Below are 16416 nucleotides of genomic sequence, written 5' to 3'. Positions count from 1 at the left end.
AGAGTAAAAGAGGGATATTTTCAAAGGCCCTCTTTTCTTTATTATTATGAAAAAATGGATGCAACTTGTATGGATTATTGCTGCACTTATTTGTATCAACGCTTGCTCACACCCGAAAGATAATCCGATTAAATTCACACCAAAAAAATTGGATACGACGCCGACTCCCTTTGTGGAGAAGAAGTCTGAAACGCCTATTGTTGAAGTGAAAAAAACTGTTGATGGTATAAATCCAGACATCCTATATATACCTTCGATTCATGTTCATGCTAAAGTCGAACCTGTTCCCGTATTGGATAACGGCCAGATGGGCGTTCCAAGCAGCATAGAAAGTATCGGTTATCTTTCAAACGGCTCTTTGCCAGGTGAGATAGGTAATGCAGTTATGGATGGACATGTTGATTCTCGCACAGGACCAGCAGTCTTTTTCAAATTAAGGAATATGAAAAAAGATGATATCATTATTGTCAAAAGCAAAGATGGCTGTAAGATTCAGTTTTCTGTACAATCTGTAGAAATATTTAAAACAGCTGATGCTCCCATACAGAGAATATTTGGAACAGCAGAAGATGCACAATTGAATTTAATTACTTGTGCTGGCAAATACAGTAGGAAAAAGAAGGAACATGAAGCCAGACTTGTCGTGTTTGCGAAACGAAGTTCAGAAACAAAAGGATGCAAGGCAGTTCCTAATGATCTAAGCCCATGACCTACTATATTCTTTTCAACATGCATTTACTTTCTTATGACATGCTGTCCTGGTGCAGAAATAATCAGCTATACACCAGGTACAGCATTCTCAAATTCTAAAATTTATACGAGATAAATACTCCTTGATTTAGATATTAAATTTCATAACTACCATAAATATGATTTTTTATTATATTATACATATAGCAATTGATTTAAGTCTTGAATTACTCATTATTACTAACTAGAAATTATAACGCTTACACTTTTCTGGATGAAGAGCAGGAGATAATAAATTGATGCAGAATATTAAAGGAGAACTTGTGGGTAAAACCCTTATCTTAAAGGAGACGATGAAGAGTATGTCAAACGATATGTTGGTCAAATTATATGAATTGCCTGAAGAAGCAGAACAGTTCGCTGCACCTTATGCTGGCACCAATATCACCATCCGTCGCGCATTAGCGCCAGAAAAACATGTTGTTAAGAGCTGGGTCGAATCAGCTTTTAGTCCACATTGGGTAAGTGAGTGCGATGTAGCGTTCTCTCGTCAGCCCGTAACATGCTGGATTGCAACAATGATCGATGAAACGACTGGAAAACCAAAGCCCGTTGGTTTTGGCTGTTATGATACGACTGCAAAAGGCTTCTTTGGTCCGACGGGCGTTGATCAATCGTTAAGAGGAAAAGGGCTAGGCAAAGCACTTCTATATGCTTGTCTTGTCGCTATGAGAAATGAGGGTTATGGTTACGCAATCATTGGCAGCGCGGGTCCAACAGAATTCTATTCACGTATCGTTGGTGCTGTCTCTATTCCAAACTCATCACCTGGTATTTATTCAGGAATGCTTCGTTAACTTAATCATAATGAAAAAGCTGACTGTACTTAGTCAGCTTTTTTTGCCTTGTTATTTTTAACGCTCATTAGCCCCGTTGTTTAAAGAATCGTATCGTCCACACTGTCCAGCCAGCTTTCTATACTACCAATGACAGATGTAACGCAGCCTTCCTCGAATGGCGAGATTAGACCAGCTTCCTTAACGAGTTCCGTAAAGGATAAGCTGCCACCTTGACGGCATAAATGCAAGTAATCCGTCCATGCGGCGTTTCGGTCCTCATGCATCCTCTTCCAGAACTGAAAAGCACAAATTTGAGCAAGCGTATAATCGATATAGTAGAACGGCGATCCGAAGATATGACCCTGCTTATGCCAGAAAGCGCCATGCTCCAAATATTCATTATCTCCGTATTTACGATGCGGCAAATACTTTCGCTCGATATTGCGCCACGCCGTCTTCCGCTCAGAAGGTGTCGCATCTGGATTTTCATAGACAAAATGTTGGAATTCATCAACCGTAACTCCATAAGGAATGAAGAGTAATCCAGATTCTAGATGAGAGAAACGATATTTATCAGCATCCTCTTTGAAGAAGAGATCCATCCATGGCCAAGTAAAAAATTCCATACTCATGGAATGAATTTCACATGCTTCATACGTTGGGAAGCTGTATTCCGGTACGAGAAAGCTTCTGCTTTCAAATACCTGAAAGGCGTGACCGGCTTCATGTGTTAATACATCAATATCACCTGATGTCCCATTGAAATTTGAGAATATATATGGTGCGCCATATTCACTGATGTAAGTACAATAGCCACCGCTTTGTTTCCCTTTTCTACTTATAAGATCCATCAGTTCATTTTCTTGCATAAAGGCAAAGAACGCATCCGTTTCTGGCGATAGCTCTGCGTACATCCTAGCACCATTCTTCTCGATCCATTCCGGGTCACCCTTTGGTGTTGCATTTCCTGATTTGTAGCTAAAGTTCTCATCGTAATAAAGCAAGGATTCCACATCAATCCGTTTCTGTTGACGTTGTCTCAGCTTCGTTGCAACAGGCACGATTTGCTCCTCCACTTGCTTTCGGAAGTTAGCCACCATTTCAGCATTATAATCCGTTCGACACATTCTCGCGTAACCAAGCTCGACAAAATTGCTGTAACCTAGTTTTTTCGCGATTCGAGTCCGCACCTTAACGAGATCATCATAAATACGATCGAACTTCTCCTCATTTTCCGCCATGAAGCCCGTTCGTGCTTCCTCTGCCTGCTTCCGAATATTACGGTCTGTCGACTGAGCAAATGGAGTCAGCTGGGATAATGTCCGCTCCTCGCCATCGAAGATGATCTTGGCAGATGCAATAAGCTGTGAGTATTCCGTTTGAAGCTTGTTCTCCTGCTGTAAATCTTCAATGATTGCCGGACTGAACGTTTTTAGAGACAGTTCTGCAAGTTGAAACAGCTGTTTACCCCATTTTTCTTCTAATTCCGTTCTAAATTTCGACTCAACTAATGCACGATAATAATCAGTTATGTATTCTTGGACAACAGGACCTACCTCGTCAAAATAATCCTGTTCTGCTTTATAAAGAGAATCATTCGTATCAATCGAATGGCGGATACTTGCGATTTGCTGCATGGTATCAAACTCACTGCGAAGCTTGTTGATTTTAGCCATTGCAATGTCCTGCTCTTCATAGCTGCCTGCTGAATGAAATGAGGCTAACAGTTCCTTGAAATCTTCTTCAAAAACCTTTACATCGGGACGTTCATAACGATACTCGCTGAATTTCATCCTAAGCACCTAGCCTCTCATCCTATTTTATAATTCCCTATTCGCCAATTATATCCCATACACATGTACAATTCTATGCGATTCGTACGTTATGCTTACCTATGTTACCTGAATAAATTAGGAACAGTTCATTTCACAATTAGCGCTCAGCATAAAAAAACGGTTCCGTTCGCATGTCTGCTATGCGATGGAACCGTTTCTCCACGAAATCATTTGAACGTAATGAACGAACTGCGATGAGTTAGTTCAGGATATTTTTTGTTTGGCTCGACTCAGCAAGCTTCACTAGCATATGTGAAAGTTGATGTTGTTGCTCTGTGCTGCCTACTTTCCATAGCTCCTGCAACAGCTTCTCTTCACTATTGCGTGGATCTTCGTGCTGCGCTAAGTATCCAGCAACCTTCTGAGCTACACCAGCAAGCTGTTCTTCATTTAGCCCGAGATTTTCACCAAGCTCAATGCGTTTGGCAAGATAACTCTTAAATTCATCGAAATTTTTTAAAATTTCATCTTTTTTTGCCGGATTCATTCTTGCTATTGTTTCATCGATTTTCCCTGCTTCAAGTTCGCCGTCTTTTCCTACAACATGATTGAATTCTGACATACAGCATCGCTCCTTTTGTGCTTGATTCGTTACTTTATAGGTATTCCCTAACAAATGATTTACCAATCATTATCCGATCTCATGTTCATTTCTCTGTTAATAATTAGCCAATATTGTTTAATTAGACGTAAAGGAGGGTGAACGCATATGACTCGATCACAACAAGCCCAATCATTTTTGAAAAATGTATACGCTCGCTTTCGCGATGACGATGTACCTGCTCTAGGTGCGCAGCTTACATACTATTTGATTTTATCGTTTTTCCCTTTTCTCATTTTTTTGCTAAGTTTATTGAGCTTTATTCAATTATCAGCGGACAATATGCTTGCTGATTTCATTCGTGTCTTACCTGCAGAGACTGGAGAATCGATCAGCGGCATATTGAATGAGGTGTCTGCAAATAGCAGCGGGGCTTTACTTTCTATTGGTATGATTGCAACGCTGTGGTCTGCATCTAATGGTGTGAATGCGATTATGAAAGGACTAAATAAAGCATATGATATCGAAGAAAGTCGTCCTTTTTGGAAAGTAAGAGGAATATCACTTATAGCAACTATTGTTTTTGCAGTTGTTATTCTACTGACTATGCTGCTCCTTATTTTCGGTAAAGGTCTTGGCGAGTATCTCTTTCAATTTCTGAACTATCCCCAAGGTTTTCTAACCATCTGGAGTATTTTAAAATATGTCATTTCAATTGCAGCAATGATCGGAGTATTTATTCTACTTTATTGGATTGTACCCTGCAGAAAGCATCGATTTAGAGAAGTCATCCCTGGGGCATTATTCTCAACCTTCGGCTGGATTGCTACTTCACTCATATTTCAGTTTTACATTAATAACTTTGGCAACTATACCAAAACATACGGTAGTCTTGGTGGTATTATTGTTCTACTAATATGGCTTTATATCAGTTCCATACTGATCATGCTGGGTGGAGAAATCAATGCTGCATTAGCCTCTACGAAAAGTAATACATCCGCTATTAATAGAAAATCAGTAAGTGTTCTGAACTAGATAAACTTGCTGAAACTATGCCCTGTTCTAGCCTCAAGCTGGCATTAATAATAAATATATTACAATGGAAAACCGATTAAACTACCGTTTCTGATCTTTACCTCATGAATAATCATTTTTATTACTTGTCAACTGAGAAAAATGAGTTTTTTTTCATTTCTTTTTAATAAAACAAAGAAACCCTTACGCCTGTAAGGGTTTCTTTCTTCATTGGTAAATTAACGTAAGATTTACTATGGTAATGTTGTTCCTAGGAGATTTCACATCACAGAAAAACTAGGAGGAACAATATGAACACAAGAAAAAAAAGAATTATCAAGACAATCGCAGGTATCGGAATTAGCTTATCAATTGCATTAGGTGGAACAGTCATTGCGGCGCCTCAACCAGTAGCAGCTGCATCTAGTACTACCATTGCTAAAAATATAACTAATACAGGGAAAAAGTATATAGGTGTAAGATATCAATTTGGCGCAAAGAGCGGAATAACCAGCGCATTTGATTGTTCATCTTTTACACAGTATGTATATAAGAAGAATGGCATCAAACTTCCACGTTCATCTAGAGATCAAGCTAAATCAGGTAAATATGTGAAAAAAAGCAGTCTGAAGGCTGGCGATCTTGTATTCTCTGATACCAATAGAGATGGCAAAATCAATCATGTTAGTATCTATATCGGCAACAATAAGCTGCTGCATACTTATAAAGTTGGCGTTGGCGTAACGATTTCCAACTTCAAAGGCAGCACATGGGACAAGACCTATGTAACAGCACGTCGTGTTATCAAATAGTAATTGTAAATAGAAAAAAAGGCCGCGAATGTCGCGGCCTTTTTTTTTTAGTTTGATCTATCTATTCGATTACCCTCATTAGCTTAAGCGATTAGTAGTTTCTTAACGCTCTGCCTTTTTCATCAATGCTGAATTTTGCTTTCCGAACAGTGTCTTCTTTAACCATTTCCAACACTCGTGCAGACGGATCAGCTTGATCGACAGTTGTAACCCAACCTTCTGTGTTGACCAATTTAAAAATTTCTTCTAATTCCATTGCTTTATATCCATAAAAACCGCTAAGCCCAGCCCATTCTTTTAGAAGAACCTTAACTCTATGGTCAAGCTTCTCTGTTGGGGTTTCGTTTTTAACCTTCGTTTTTGCCATTCTCAAAAATCTCCTCTACGTGTTAACTCCACTCTTGATTTTACATCTCAGCGAATAGACGGTCAAGTCATTAACGACTTGAAAAGTCAAATTACGTCAATGAACTTTTTTGGGCATGTTTAGAGTGCAGAAGCTTGTAGCGACACCGCCGGAAGTAATGGTCATTAATGAAAGGAAAAACGTATCTCCTGGGAGTAGAAAATCCCCCGTGCTTATAATGATTAAATCAATAATTAAAATAATTATACCTAGATTCAAAGGTAGATACTTTGAGATAAAGTGAGCAAGTAAATCCGTCCCTCCGGTAGAACTGTCATATCTAAGCATAATCCCCATTCCGGTACCGATAATGAATCCTCCAATAACTGCTCTTGTAAAGGGGGTCCATTCTATATAATAGATGAAATAATATTGATAAGGTTCTAACAAATCAATGACGTAGCTTGAAAATAGCAATCCACTAATGCTGTTGTATAATAAATCTCGACTTTTAAACCAAGCTAACGTGAAAATAGGTATACTGCAAATAATCATTACGAGACCAATTTTAATATTGAATAAATAGTTTATGATTAGCGCAATTCCGATAATACCCCCATCCAACACACCTAACGGAACGAGGAAAAAGTTTATCCCAATTGCAATGAATAAACTTCCGACTACAATAGCAACAATTTTTTTTACAGACAACATATAAATCAGTCCCCCAAATACTGCTTGTCTGATTTATATGCTTAATTTGCTCTTAGCATGTAGATATTATTCTAATCGCTAGAATCATTTGAATGGGATTTAGTAATAAAAAAAAGAAGAGGCAACGGTGATCGCTGCTTCTCCTTTGAACATCTTGCTACTTAAGGGACATATTGTTGAACAATACGAACAACTTCTCCGTCCTTAACGGTTAAATGATAAGGAAAGTCTTTCGGATCCAACATATCATCTTCTGTATTCATCAGTTCATAAAACTTGGCGATCGTAATAGGCTCGTTCCAAATAATATCTGCCTCAGCTGCATTTCCGGTGCGATTATATAATTGCATGAACACTTCGGCGTCATCGGCAATCGGGTAATCACTCACAACATTCTCATCGTCAATGATGTAGTAACCATCTGGAGGTCCGTCTAATTCAGAATCCCCTTCTCGCTCTAAAAACTTCTTACTCGCTTCTTCACCTTCGTACCAATTTACTTCATCCATTGAAATGATGTATTTATTGTCCTTCTTCACCACATGCTGAACATAGCCTGTTTCAAGATTCGGTGTTTTTATAACGGGTACATAATCACGGCCTCCCGCCGGCGCAAAGCTAAAGGCCGTTAGACAAGCGAGAACGAGAACTGAAATTATTACGTATTTTTTCATAGCGCTGACGCTCCTTCTGTGTGGTGTATATTCTTATTCTTCTTACTTATAGAATATAACGTTACAGGGGGGAAAGAAGTTACAAAAAGGCTACAAAAAAATAAAATGAAAATCGCTCCAAATCTTTACACTTGTTTTTGACTAATAACTCCATTTGGCTCATAAGAAAGCATTTTAGTAGCAATCTTGTCTATAAAGAATCGGTCATGACTTACCGTTATTACGGCTCCTGGAAAATGTATCAGCGCTTGTTCCATTACTTGTATGCTAGTCAGATCCAGATGATTGGTAGGCTCGTCCAAAATAATGACAGCTGCGCCAGATAGAAGGCATTTGGCTAATGCTACCCGAGCCTGTTGGCCTCCGGATAAGTTCCCAATGACTTTATTGAGGTCAATTTCCGAGAACTGCAGCATGGATAAAAACTTATTTACTTTTTTACGCGGAGCATCCAGTCCAAGTCCATAAATATTCACCGCATGACTGACTGTATCTTTGAGATCAAGCTCATCCCACATCCGGTTGAAATAGGCATAGCTAACCCCTTTTCCCCATCGGACTGAACCGCTATCAGCTTGCTCTGTTCCCGTCAGTACTTTAATCAAAGTCGACTTACCGCTTCCATTGGGACCTACGATGGCTATACGATCTTCCTTCTGTACATCAAAACTAACATTTTGAAAAATGTTAACAGTATCAAAGCCTTTGCTGATTCCTTCCACCTGACAAAGATTATCTGGAAATCGCAGATTCTCATAAATATCAGTGATTAGCACGTTCACTGGATGGGGCTCTACTCTCTTCTTCATATCAGCCAGCTTGCGAGATAGTCTGTCCTTCGATGATTTTTTTTGGGAGCGGTTCTCTATAGCCTCGGACTCCATAATGAGAAGCTCTTCCTCCCATTCAAATTGGCGATCAAGCACTTTCTTGCGCAGTTTTTTCTTACGTATGTAATCGGTATAATTGCCTTCATATTCTTGAAAGTGATAATTCTCGATTTCAATCGTTCGTGTAACAACACGATCAATAAACTGACGATCATGGGAGACAAGAAGCATCGCGCCGTTGAAACGATGGAGCCATTGCTCCAACCAAACTAGCCCTTCTATGTCCAAGAAGTTAGTCGGTTCATCAAGTAGAACGACGTCAGGTGATTCAATGAGTATTTTAGCAAGCGCTGCTCGATTTCTCCAGCCTCCTGATAACTCATCTATCGGTTGATTCCGGGAACGTTCGTCGAAGCCCAGCTTGCTTAGTACGGTGTCGATCTCTATGGAGACATTCCACCCATCATGATGCTCCATCTCCTCAAATAACGCAGCCTGGCGCTCGAGAAGAGCGTTTAACTCATCATCACCGGAAATTTCTCCAAACTTGCCCTCAATCTCCTTTAATTCTTGTTCAATATTCCAAACATGCTGAAAGCATTTTTCTAGCTCTTGCTGAATAGATTGCTTCCCCTGAAGCTCTGAAAACTGAGAAAAATAACTAATTTTGAGATCAGCATTGACCTCAACTTTTCCTGCTGTTGGTTCTTCTCTTCCTAGAATCAACTTGAAAACAGTCGATTTCCCAGCTCCGTTGCGTCCAATGAGACCAATTCGTTCTCCCTTGCTCACACGGAAATAAATATCACGAAATATAAGTGTGTCCTCATATTTTTTTGTTACATTTTCCAAACGAATCAAGCTCATGACTTTCACCTCTGTATATGGTTTTATACTAGTGTCTACCTCCTGTCAAATGATTGCCTTCCTAAGTGACAATTTTAAGCGGAAATATAGCAATTTATGTCGTTAAGTATTTAGAAACGGGAGCAATTATTGACAAACATCTCAATTTCAATCTGCTAGTATTAATACCATGTTGTCCCAACATAGAATAGGAGCGCTGATTATGAACACGATATCCAATGAACACTTTTCGAATGAAACAATCGCTTTTGACGGGTTTAGCTTTATCGGCTGTACATTTACCAATTGTGTCATTATTATCACAACGCTAGATTTCAATTTTCAAAGCTGCACGTTTTATGAGTCTGCACTGCATGTTAATCCGAAGCTGTCTATTTTTGAAATCTCTCATAAACTCTCTCAATCTACCTATGATTCAGAAACGAATTGTTTTCGCGATGACTATAAGTACCCGAAAACAGTTGTAGAATTGCCTACGGTATCCATAGGTTAAATTATTCTTCAACTGAATGATTAGGGTCTTCATTTATTTAATGACATTAATAAAAACAAGAAGCGTTCCTCGATAGAGGAATGCTTCTTGTTTTGTTATATTAACTTAAAATACGATTAGCCAATCGCTCTATTCGGAGTACAAGCTCTTGCATGTGGAAAGGTTTGACGACATAATCATCTGCCCCCATTTGCAGTGCATGAACGATGTCCGTTGTGTTGTTGCGCGCTGTAAGCATAACGATCAATATATTTTGTTCTGGATAATTCTCTCGAATGGTACGCAGCACCTCTATCCCGTCGAGAGTAGGCATGGAACCATCTAACATAATAATGTATTTTTCGTCATCCTTGTACCAATTAGAGGAAATAAAATCAGTGCCGTCCGAAAATTCGTAAGCATTCACTTTTGTGTTATTAAGCGGCTTCCAATGAGAGAATCGATTCATAATGATTTCTCTAATGATTGGATCGTCATCAACAATGATGACATTAAGATGCGAATCATACTGGTTGTTTGATAATTCCTTCGTGTAGATAATCGTTTGATTTCTACCAGAGCGTTTTCCGCTATAAAGCGCTTGATCCGCTTCTTCAACCAGCTTCTCGGGATGATTGTTATCAGCCGATATTTCCGTCACACCAGCGGAGAAGGTTACACCAAAGGTATCCTCACCCACTTGGAATCTAATGGAGTTAAAACGTTCTCTTATACGCTCCATTAAAGAAGCTGAATCAACAGCGTCTCGATTAGGCAAAAGCAAGGCGAATTCTTCTCCGCCATAGCGGCATAAAATATCCTCTTGTCCAATGACTACTTGAACAGTGGATACGAATACTTGAAGAACCTCATCGCCTTTGAGATGGCCATAGCTGTCATTCACATGCTTAAAATAATCCAGATCCATCATAACAAGTGAAAACATATTGTTTGTCCGCTGATAGCTGGCAATATACTGCTGCATCATGACATTATAATGCTTGCGATTATATGCGCCTGTAAGCTCGTCGATTACGATGGAACGCTCCCAGTCTCGCTTCATGTCGAAGCGATTTTGGATCAGTGCTGATAGCAGCTCAACATCAAATGGCTTGGATAGAAAATCCATCGCCCCAGATCGATAGGCATGAATTTGATTTTGAGTGGAGTTATTAGCACTAATCATTATAATTGGAATATGCTCCTGCTTGGCTTTATCAACAATTTGATTTAACACATACATACCACTTTTGTCCGGTAATACAATGTCTAGAAGGATCAGACCCGGTTTCCAATCATAAAACAATTTCAGACCGCGCTCCGCATTTAACGCTATGCTAACTGGGTAAGATTGTTTCTCCAGTACTTCCTTCAGATACGTAACAAAGTCAACATCGTCATCGATAACCAGCACTCGATTACAGTTATTCAAGTAATTCTCGATGTCGCTTTGTTCTGAAATCGGCTTTCTCACAAAGCCCAGCTCTCGTTCCGTACCAATTGGAAACATTTCAGTAAGAGGCATGACATGCGGCATCCATTCCTCTTTAACCATCGTCTTCTGACTGTCAGCTGAGAAGAGCAGCTCCTCTTTTGCTGAGTACATTTCCATCTCGGTAAGCCCAATCGTACCACAAGTACCTTTGAGACTATGAAAGAAGCGTTGGAGATCCTGCTCCTCAACCACGGGTTGATTTTTCCAGTCTTCGATCGTTTGCAATATTCTTTGTGTAATAAGTTTTTTATATTTATCTGTTTTCATGGCGCTCCTTCGATTATCGAACCATTCGCTGAATCGCTGCACTTAGCTTACCTGGCAGATAAGGTTTCACAAGAAACTCATTAATCCCCCATTGTGCTGCCTTTTCTTTTTCCTCGAAGGCACTTGAAATAATGATAGGCTTATTCGTCAACAATGAAGTTTTCTTCATCTTCTCAATAATATCCCATCCTGTAATGCCTGTCTCCAGCATCAAATCAATGACCACAATGTCAGGGTTAAGCTGCTCAATATCCTCCATTGCTTTCAAGCCTTCCGTATAGAGCTGTACGTGATACCCGCTGGACTGAAGCTCATCGCGCAGCAAAATAGAAAGATTGTGATCATTTTCGATAAGCATCACATTAATGGCTGTTTCGGATTTAATCATTAAGTGTTGCTCTTCATTAAACGAATGATTCTCTGATTCATCAATTGGCAATGTAACGATAAAGGTGCTGCCTTGACCGAATTGTGATTGAACCTGAATGCTGCCTTTATGACGTAAAATAATTTCTTGTACGATGGCTAGTCCAAGACCTGTTCCGCCTATTTCCCTGCGATCGGAATTATCTACCCTATAAAACTTGTTAAAGAGATGTGGAATGGCCTCCTTCGGAATGCCAAGCCCTTCATCTTGAATGTGAATAACGAGGTTAGAATCATTTTGAATGCAGCTTACTTTAATTTCACCGCCATTAGGTGAATATTTAATCGCATTGCTTATCAAATTGATAAAGGTCTGTTGCATTTTTTCGCGATCTGCTACGACTGTCAATTGCGGTGCGTCGTTCTTCCACGTAATCCGATGTGTGTTTGTCGCCATCCGCTGTGTTTCAATCACTTCTGTAATTAATGTCGTTAATGATAAAGGCTGCATATCATAGGTTTGTTTCCCTGATTCCATCCGCTGCAAATCAAGAAAGTCATTAATTAACGTCGTTAATCTTCTAGCTTCTTGATGAATGGTCGTCACGTATTTGCGTTGCCGCTCTGGTTTGAGCTCACGATGCAGCAGAAGCTCAGCAAAACCAAGTACACTAGCCAGCGGCGTCCGAAGTTCATGGCTTACTGTGCTGACAAACTCAGATTTCATACGATCCACTTCATATTCCTTTGTAATATCGCGATGAACGAGAAGCAAACCAAACTTCTCTCCATTTCGATAAAGCGGCTCACAATAAATTTGAATAAAGCGCCGTTCGGGTTCTGTAATTTCGTAATTCATGCTGAGAAGTCCGTTGAACTGCTCCGTTACCGTCAAATTGCGTATAAATCTAATCAGTGGCTCTGGTTCAACGACTGAGGCCTTAATAAGCTCGATAAAAGGTTCTAGAGATAGCTCAGTCCTTTCGATTTCATTTTGGAAGAATCCGAATATCTCTGACATCTTACGATTGATTTGCAAAGTCGTTCCTTTTAAATCCATAAACTGAATACCTTCTTGAATGGTGTTCAGCATATCACTTGTCATTTGGCGCTGCTTCTCCGATTGTTCAAATAGCTGAAGCTTATCAAAGGCAAGCGAGACTTGTGTCATCATTCCTACTATTTCTGCTTCTTCTTGCTTAGAAATTTGTTTGTTTAATTTAGTTAGAACCAAGCAGGCTGCGAGTTCTTCCTCTGCATTAAGTATGGGCAGAATAAGGTCTGTTGCTCGCATTGGGTATACATGATACCCCTGTTCCGCTGGCATACAATCACGGACCATGCTGTAGGACTGCTTGGTTTGAGTAGCTCGTACAAGAATACCCTCATCAACTGTATTCATAAATTGCGAAGCTGCAGCTTCCGATAATCCTACTGCTGCGTAGTCATGTTGTTCATTCATCATGATAATCAGGCCTTTGTCTGATTCCGTTATATCTACCATGTTGCGAACAATACTATCTAATAGCTCTTGTTGATCAAGCGTGTTAGAAAGGGACTGTATCAATAAATTTCTTTTTGTTAAATATTGCTCATTTTTCTCCATTTGTCCAAGTGCTTCTTGCAATTCCTCTTGCTGAGCTTGCAGTTCATCCTGCTGAGCTTGCAGCTCTTCATTTTGAGCGAGCAGCTCTTCTTCTTTGTTTTGAATTTTCCCCATCATCTTCTGAAGGGAGCGAGAGAGCTCACCTATCTCATCTTCTCTCGTTAAGTTCTCCAGTTGGAACAGCTCTCCATCTGCAAAACGGCGCGCTTGTATAGTCAGCTGTTTTAGAGGACCTCCGATATCCGTCGCAATTTTTCTCGTTATGAAAGATGATAGGAATAGAATTAAAATGATGTATACAATAAAAAATATAGCTTGCAATGATAATTTCTTGATAAGCTGATCATTTTTTTGTTCAGCAATCAGCTGTACCTTCGCTTTAAGCTCTCGGGAATATTGAATAAGTTCATTTACTGGATTATCTTCACCGGCAGAAACTAGTTTGCGTAAAGCTTCGTAATCCTGCTTCTGGGAAAGAGGAATAGCTTTTGGCAAAACCTTTTCAAAATAAGAGGTGAAAAAGGATTCGATATTTTGCATCACTTCGGTTTCGTCGGTGCTGAGCTTTAATTTCTTGATATCAGTTAGTGATTCATTTAAAAGCTTCTGCTCACTAAATATTTGGTTATATTCATAATCATTCAAATAAACATAATAACCGCGTGCACGAAGAATAATCTCATTTGAATGATCAGCAATTTGTGAGACCAGCTCTTGTTTATGTCTGATTTCGCTAGTCTCTGCTTCATATTGCTTCAAAATGGATATGGTACTCCACAGAACAAAAATAGCACCTAGTAAAATAAGTGTTAAAGCAAGGATCATCATGGACACAAATCGCCGTGTAATCCTTCCGTTATAAAACTGACGGAACTTAACCACAGAGCATCTCCTCTACCTTAACGATCAACTCAAGTGGGCTAAAGGGTTTGGACATAAATTCATTTGCTCCAGCAACTAGCACTTTATCTTGTTCAGCTTGTTGATTTTTAGCTGATAACATGAGAATTTTGGAATCCTTACGATCCGCCAACAGCCTCGTCTTCTCAATAACCTCGATACCTGTCAGCCTTGGCATCATATAATCAAGTATGATTAAGTCAAAATCGACTTCTTTGATTTTTTCAAGCGCTTCCATACCATCACCAGCTTCCTCAAGATGATAGCCTTCGTCTTCAAGCGTATCCATGATAAGCATGCGCAGTACAGGCTCATCTTCTGCAATTAAAACTTTTTTCATGTAATGATATTCCTCCAAATAATTAAGTAATTTGACTCTGTACATATATCGACATGTTATGATAAGAAACTACATGTAATAATTCGACATTCGACAAATAATTCCTTCATTTCATTATTAACTAGAAAAATTTGAATGTTTATATAAAAAATAAAAGCGAGCAGCTGCCAATTGGCCCTCTGCTCGCTTTTATTTTATAGTTTCGCTAACGTGCTTTGACGATAATTTTACGGATGCTTTCTCCTGACAAATGATATTTCCGCTCTAAATCAGCAACAGTCCAACCATTTGTATAATAAAGGGAAATTTCTTTATTCCGCTCTGCAAGCAGTTTCCGAGTGCCGCTTACCTCACCCCAATGTGCACGCTGCTCCGTTGCCTTAGGGACATATATTAAATCACCTTGAATATATTTTTGTAATTCTTTCAATAAGCTAGGGGGAAGCACTTCTCTTCCATTTTTGTAGTTCACGATAAACGTCCTCCTTGAATTGGCTAAGCTTTGTGCGGTTGATTGTCAATGTTGCATTAATCATTTTATTGCCTCCTTTCGATTTTTGGTAAACCATTGTGGTGTATCCGTAAACAAAAAAACATAAAATCATATCCTCCGTTGATATGAATGGTTAAGATACTATTTCAGTATAGTGAAAGCATTTTCAGTTGACAAGAAAAGTTTAACAATAATCCCAAATTTATTTTTGAGGAAGGTGAAAATTAAGAAGGAGGCCTTGCGGCCTCCTCCATTCATCGTAATCTCCGACTAAACGGAGATCACCTCTAGGTTAATAATCAATTCGATCATCTCCTTTCCTCATCATTCGTCGGCCCGACTTCATCAGTATAAGGCCATAGGAGTGAGTTGCGAAAGTGAAAGAACATTTATAAATGAACTTTACCAGAAAATGCTTAGCACACACTACAGGAGACCCACCATTTTCAGGCCATGCCAGATACCATCCTCGGATACATCCTTCGTTACGTAGCGGGCTGCTTGCTTCACTACATCTGGAGCATTGCCCATCGCTACACTATGATGAACATATCGAAGCATTTCAAGATCATTGAGTCCATCACCAAATGCATAAATATCTTCAGCTTTGACACCAACTCTTTCGATTAAGGCCTGTATGCCTCTAGCCTTGGAGCCTCCAGGAGGAATTAAGTCACTGCCATATTTATGCCATCGGTTAAAGACCAACTCAGAAAAATGCTGCTTGTAATACCCCTCGTCCTCTTCTCTACAAAAGAGCAAGCACTGATAAATCTCTTTTCCTTTAAAATAGTCAGGCTCATGAGGAGGAAGCTTTAATCGAAGACCTTTGCTTTCTTCATCGCTATATACACAGTACTCGGAATTAGTACGCATGCCCTCTGGCGTCATGAATACTAAAGGATGCTGATGATCTATAGCAGCTTGGGATAGATTAGTTAAACGAATTTCATCTATAGCATGGCTATATAGGACCTCGCCTTTATAAACGACATAGGAGCCATTAAAGCTGACGTACGATTCAATATCCAGAGCTTCACTAACTTCCTTCAGCATGGATGGCCCTCTTCCTGTTGCAATGACGACCTCGTGCCCAGCTTCTTTCAATTCAGCAACGGCCCTCTTGGTTGAAGCTGGAATTTGCTTATTATGATCGAGCAGCGTTCCATCTATATCGAATAGAATCAGCTTTTTGTTTTTATCAGAACGTACTGGTTTGGTTAACATGAGTGAATCTCCCTTCCTTACAAATTGCATGAGTCTATCAAATAAAACCAACCCTAATCATATTATCATGAATAGGGTTGGTTTATGA

The 16416-nt window shown here is 39.5% G+C and carries 16 protein-coding genes; 5 read left to right on the top strand and 11 right to left on the bottom strand.

Features of this window, described 5'->3' with window-relative positions:
• Positions 1 to 46 precede the first annotated feature (46 nt).
• Positions 47 to 709, top strand: coding sequence for a class F sortase (locus tag AC0YOD_RS10880; protein ID WP_475799279.1), 663 nt, complete (start codon positions 47 to 49; stop codon positions 707 to 709).
• A gap of 280 nt (positions 710 to 989) precedes the next feature.
• Positions 990 to 1547 carry a GNAT family N-acetyltransferase gene (locus AC0YOD_RS10875; protein ID WP_475799278.1) on the top strand — a complete coding sequence of 186 codons (558 nt, stop codon included), beginning with the start codon at positions 990 to 992 and terminating at the stop codon, positions 1545 to 1547.
• Between the two features lie 80 nt (positions 1548 to 1627).
• On the opposite strand, the gene AC0YOD_RS10870 is transcribed toward AC0YOD_RS10875, so the two are convergent.
• Positions 1628 to 3322, bottom strand: coding sequence for a M3 family oligoendopeptidase (locus AC0YOD_RS10870; protein ID WP_475799277.1), 1695 nt, complete (start codon positions 3320 to 3322; stop codon positions 1628 to 1630).
• 241 nt (positions 3323 to 3563) lie between these two features.
• Positions 3564 to 3926, bottom strand: a complete 363-nt coding sequence (locus tag AC0YOD_RS10865) for a DUF3243 domain-containing protein (RefSeq protein ID WP_475799276.1) — start codon at positions 3924 to 3926, stop codon at positions 3564 to 3566.
• A gap of 147 nt (positions 3927 to 4073) precedes the next feature.
• Between AC0YOD_RS10865 and AC0YOD_RS10860 the strand changes: the two genes are divergently transcribed.
• Together AC0YOD_RS10860 and AC0YOD_RS10855 are read left to right on the top strand one after the other, a co-directional pair.
• On the top strand, positions 4074 to 4940 hold the full coding sequence (locus AC0YOD_RS10860; RefSeq protein ID WP_475799275.1) for a YihY/virulence factor BrkB family protein: 867 nt from the start codon (positions 4074 to 4076) through the stop codon (positions 4938 to 4940).
• Between the two features lie 290 nt (positions 4941 to 5230).
• Positions 5231 to 5731, top strand: coding sequence for a C40 family peptidase (locus AC0YOD_RS10855; RefSeq protein ID WP_475799274.1), 501 nt, complete (start codon positions 5231 to 5233; stop codon positions 5729 to 5731).
• A gap of 91 nt (positions 5732 to 5822) precedes the next feature.
• On the opposite strand, the gene AC0YOD_RS10850 is transcribed toward AC0YOD_RS10855, so the two are convergent.
• The 4 genes from AC0YOD_RS10850 to AC0YOD_RS10835 all read right to left on the bottom strand — a co-directional run bounded on the left by AC0YOD_RS10850 (position 5823) and on the right by AC0YOD_RS10835 (position 9162).
• Entirely contained in the window at positions 5823 to 6098 is a 276-nt protein-coding gene (locus AC0YOD_RS10850) for a hypothetical protein (RefSeq protein ID WP_475799273.1), read from the bottom strand.
• A 96-nt stretch (positions 6099 to 6194) separates the two neighbouring features.
• Entirely contained in the window at positions 6195 to 6791 is a 597-nt protein-coding gene (locus tag AC0YOD_RS10845; protein WP_475799272.1) for a YitT family protein, read from the bottom strand.
• Positions 6792 to 6952: 161 nt separating this feature from the next.
• Positions 6953 to 7465 (bottom strand): hypothetical protein, encoded by a 513-nt coding sequence (locus tag AC0YOD_RS10840; RefSeq protein ID WP_475799271.1) that lies wholly within the window; start codon positions 7463 to 7465, stop codon positions 6953 to 6955.
• Positions 7466 to 7590: 125 nt separating this feature from the next.
• Positions 7591 to 9162 carry an ABC-F family ATP-binding cassette domain-containing protein gene (locus tag AC0YOD_RS10835; RefSeq protein WP_475799270.1) on the bottom strand — a complete coding sequence of 524 codons (1572 nt, stop codon included), beginning with the start codon at positions 9160 to 9162 and terminating at the stop codon, positions 7591 to 7593.
• Positions 9163 to 9364: 202 nt separating this feature from the next.
• On the opposite strand from AC0YOD_RS10835, the gene AC0YOD_RS10830 reads away from it, so the two are divergent.
• On the top strand, positions 9365 to 9655 hold the full coding sequence (locus tag AC0YOD_RS10830; protein ID WP_475799269.1) for a hypothetical protein: 291 nt from the start codon (positions 9365 to 9367) through the stop codon (positions 9653 to 9655).
• A 100-nt stretch (positions 9656 to 9755) separates the two neighbouring features.
• Here the strand turns inward: AC0YOD_RS10830 and AC0YOD_RS10825 are convergent, their stop codons facing one another.
• The 5 genes from AC0YOD_RS10825 to AC0YOD_RS10805 all read right to left on the bottom strand — a co-directional run bounded on the left by AC0YOD_RS10825 (position 9756) and on the right by AC0YOD_RS10805 (position 16328).
• Positions 9756 to 11396, bottom strand: a complete 1641-nt coding sequence (locus AC0YOD_RS10825) for a response regulator (RefSeq protein ID WP_475799268.1) — start codon at positions 11394 to 11396, stop codon at positions 9756 to 9758.
• Between the two features lie 13 nt (positions 11397 to 11409).
• Positions 11410 to 14250 carry an ATP-binding protein gene (locus AC0YOD_RS10820; protein ID WP_475799267.1) on the bottom strand — a complete coding sequence of 947 codons (2841 nt, stop codon included), beginning with the start codon at positions 14248 to 14250 and terminating at the stop codon, positions 11410 to 11412.
• Positions 14243 to 14608, bottom strand: a complete 366-nt coding sequence (locus AC0YOD_RS10815; RefSeq protein ID WP_475799266.1) for a response regulator transcription factor — start codon at positions 14606 to 14608, stop codon at positions 14243 to 14245. Before AC0YOD_RS10815 ends, AC0YOD_RS10820 begins: the two co-directional genes overlap by 8 nt.
• Positions 14609 to 14813: 205 nt before the next feature.
• A complete protein-coding gene (locus AC0YOD_RS10810) occupies positions 14814 to 15080 on the bottom strand; it encodes a CD3324 family protein (protein WP_475799265.1) in 267 nt (88 codons plus the stop codon).
• Positions 15081 to 15527: 447 nt separating this feature from the next.
• Positions 15528 to 16328, bottom strand: a complete 801-nt coding sequence (locus AC0YOD_RS10805; protein ID WP_475799264.1) for a Cof-type HAD-IIB family hydrolase — start codon at positions 16326 to 16328, stop codon at positions 15528 to 15530.
• Between the last annotated feature and the right edge of the window lie 88 nt (positions 16329 to 16416).

The sequence above is a fragment of the Paenibacillus sp. J31P13 genome, from assembly GCF_056269295.1.
Note: the sequence above shows the minus strand (reverse complement) of the source record. Positions and strands in the feature narration are given on the sequence as shown.